Below are 3,456 nucleotides of genomic sequence, written 5' to 3' on the forward strand. Positions count from 1 at the left end.
TCGGCCTCGTAGCCGAACGACCCCGCCATCCCGCAACACGAGGAGTCGAGCGGGTCGACCTCGTAGCCGGCGCGCCGGAGCACGCCCACCGCGTGGTGGTCCTTGTTCGTCGCCTTCTGGTTGCAGTGGCCGTGGTAGGTGAGCGACTCGGCGGGCGCGTCGAACGCCAGCCGCTCGTCGATCCGGCCGGCGTCGAGGTACTCCAGAACACCGGAGGCGGCCGCAGAGACGGCCTCGACGTCCTCGCCGTCGAGCAGGTCGAGGTACTCGTCCTGGAACATCACCGCGTCGGAGGGCTCGACGAAGACGACGGACTGGCCCTCGTGGACGCGGGGCGCGAGCGCCTCGACGTTGGTTGCCGCCCGCGCGCTCGCCTCGTCGAGGAAGCCGGTCGAGAACGCGGCGCGGCCCGAGGGCGCGAGGCCGTCCGGCACCTCGACGCGGACGCCGGCGGCCTCTAACACCTCGACGGCGGCCTTGCCGGCCGCCGGGTAGCTGTAGTTGGTGTAGGTGTCCGGGAACAGGACGACGGTGTCGGTCGCCTCCTCGGGGGAGACGGTCGAGCCGCCGCGCGCTTCGAACCACGCCTCGAAGCTCTCGGTGCGGAACGTCGGCAGTTCGCGGTCGGGGGCGATCCCGGCGACCGCCTCCATGGCCCTCCGGGCGCCCGGGATCTTCGTCGCCGCGTTCGACACCGGCGCGAGCGCGCTCCCGATCGCCGAGAAGCGGTCGATGTCGCGGAAGATCCGCTCGCGGAGCCCCGACCCCTCTTTCTCGTGGTGGTCGTGTTTCACCTCGGCCTTCAGCTTCGCGAGGTCGACGCCGGTCGGACAGTCGCTCTTACAGCCCTTGCAGCCGACACAGAGCCCGAGCACCTCCTCCTGGAAGCGGTCCGAGTGGATCTCCGCTTCGTCGAGCTCGCCGCTGATGGCGGCCCGGAGCATGTTGGCGCGCCCGCGGGTCGCCTGGATCTCCTCTTTGGAGGCCCGGTAGGTCGGGCACATCACGTCGGAGTCCGTCTCGCGGCAGGTGCCGCAGCCGTTACACAGCTCGACGAGGTGCGAGAACCCGCCCTCGTCTTCGAAGTCGAGCGTCGTCTGCGGCTCGATCGACTGGTACGTCGGTCCGTACCGAAGGTTCTCGCGCATGTCCGTGTCTGCGGCACTGCCTGGGTAGCCGCGCTCCGCGGCGGTCTCTTCGGCCACGTACACGACCTTCCCGGGGTTCATCCGCCACTCGGGGTCGAACGTCGACTTGAGCTCCTGGAACGCGGTCCAGAGCTGCTCGCCGTACATCTTGGGGTTGAACTCCGTGCGCGCGAGCCCGTCGCCGTGCTCGCCGGAGAACGCCCCGTGGTGTTCCAACACGAGGTCGGTGACGTCCTCGGAGATGGAGTGCATCTTCTCTATCCCCTCCTCCTCTTTCAGCGAGAGGATCGGGCGGATGTGGAGGGTGCCGGAGCCGGCGTGCGCGAAGTACGCCGCCGAGGTGTCGTGATCCGTGAGCACGTCCTCGAACTGGCCGACGTACTCGGCGAGCTCCGCGGGCGGCACCGTCGCGTCCTCGATGAACGGGTACGGCTTCGGGTCGCCCTCCATGCCCATCAGCAGCGGAATCGCCGCCTTCCGGAGCTTCCAGATGTCGGCCTGGTCCTCCTCGGTGTACGCCTCGAGCACGTCGAAGGCGTCCCCCTCCTCGACGAAATGAGCGTTCGTGTCCGCGATCGCCGCCGCGAAGTCGTCGACCAGCTCCGAGTCCCACTCTAACATCAGCGCCGCCTTCGCGCGGTCCGGGATCGGCTCGGCGTACTGCGCGAACTCCTGGGAGTCGGCCGCGAGCGAGAACACCTCGTCGTCCATCAGCTCGACCGCGCTCACCGGGAACTCCAGCGCCTCCGGGACGGCGCGCATGGCGGCGTCCAGCGTGTCGAAGGTGTACAGCGCGAGCGCCGTCTCCTCGGGGCGGGTGACGAGCGACACCTCGGCCTCGACGATCGTGCCGAGGGTGCCCTCCGCGCCGACGAGCAGCTTCGAGAGGTTGATCACCGCCTCGCCGTCGTCGTTCTCGTAGATCACCTTGTGGAGGTTGTACCCGGAGACGGAGCGTTTGAGGCTCGGATACCTCTCGTCGATCTCGTCTTCGTTATCCTCGACGAGCCGCCGGACGGTCTCGTAGAGGGCGGCCTCGCGGTCGTCTTTCTCCACCAGCTCCTCGTACTCCGGCGAGTCGAGCACGACCTCGCGGGTGTGGATGAGCGAGCCGTCGGCGAGCACCACTTTCAGCTCCTCCGTGTACGCGTCGGTGATCCCGTACCGCACCGAGTGGGCGCCGGTGGAGTTGTTGCCGATGCCGCCGACGACCGTCGCCCGCGCCGAGGAGGCCGGGTCCGGCGCGAACTTCAGCCCGTGCTCGGCGAGCCGGTCGTCCAGGTGGTCCTGGACGACTCCCGGTTGGACGACCGCCCGTCGGTCGTCGGGGCGGACCTCCACGATCGCGTCCATGTGCGGGGTGAAGTCCAGCACGACACAGCCCGGCCCGACGGTCTGGCCGCCGAGCGAGGAGCCGGCGCCCCGCGGGATCACGGGGACGCCGTGGTCGGCGGCGACCTCCATCGCCGCCTGCACGTCGTCGACCGAGCGCGGCGTCACGACGCCAGCCGGACGAGCCTGGTAGATGCTGCCGTCGGTGGCGTACAGCACCTGCGCGTACTCGTCGAACTGGACCTCGCCGTCGACGCGATCGCGGAGGTCGGACGCGAGCGCCCGGTAGGCGGGAGCGTCCGGCCGGTCGTGGCCGAGCGCCGCCGCGGACGTGTCGAGGTCCGCCGTGCCACGTCCCCTCGTGGGGTCGGTTGCCATGTTTCGAGTGGGAACGACGGCAAAATAAAACCTTTGTCGGTGCGGGAAATCCGCCGATCGCGAGCGGTTCCGGATCCCGACGAGACTGAGCAACCGAGGCGCTAAGTGCGTCGCCGCGGTACGCCGGCTCATGGACATACTCCACACGTGTCTCAACGTGGCCGACGCCGACCGCGCCGCCGACTGGTACGTCGAACAGCTCGGGTTCGAACGCTCCTGGGAGTTCACCACCGACGACGGCGACACGCGCAACGTGTACGTCGCCGACGACGCCGGCGTCGAGTTCCAGCTGTCCGACACGGAGGGAGAGACGCCGAGCACGGACGGCGACCGGTACGACCACGTCGCCGTCGCGGTCGACGACGTCGACGACGCCTTCGAACGTATCGACCACCACGGCGTCGTGAAGGAGCCCGGCGACCAGCCGGCCGCGGGCGCGCGAACCGCATTCGTGAAGGACCCTGACGGCCACGCGGTCGAGCTGATCGAAGCCCTCTAGGCCGGTTCCAAACGGACAGGACACGTCGACCCGACGCCTCGATCTGACACGCCTGACGCGCCGATCGGTATGCGCCCGGCGCCTCGACCCGGCGACCCC

General features: G+C 69.4%; 2 protein-coding genes. One reads left to right on the plus strand and one right to left on the minus strand.

Features of this window, described 5'->3' with window-relative positions; genetic code table 11:
• The coding region (locus GJ633_RS15115; RefSeq protein WP_156589463.1) for an FAD-binding and (Fe-S)-binding domain-containing protein at window positions 1–2,858 on the minus strand (2,858 nt) is incomplete at its 3' end.
• Between the two features lie 130 nt (window positions 2,859–2,988).
• On the opposite strand from GJ633_RS15115, the gene GJ633_RS15120 reads away from it, so the two are divergent.
• On the plus strand, window positions 2,989–3,357 hold the full coding sequence (locus tag GJ633_RS15120; RefSeq protein WP_156589464.1) for a VOC family protein: 369 nt from the start codon (window positions 2,989–2,991) through the stop codon (window positions 3,355–3,357).
• Window positions 3,358–3,456 lie beyond the last annotated feature (99 nt).

Source organism: Halorubrum sp. CBA1125 (genome assembly GCF_009742825.1).
In the GTDB taxonomy this organism is placed as follows: domain Archaea; phylum Halobacteriota; class Halobacteria; order Halobacteriales; family Haloferacaceae; genus Halorubrum.

Bases quoted from the DNA above. Each gene is read 5' to 3' on its own strand.
- GJ633_RS15120 (WP_156589464.1), top strand. From the start codon at position 2,989: ATGGACATACTCCACACGTGTCTCAACGTGGCCGACGCCGACCGCGCC.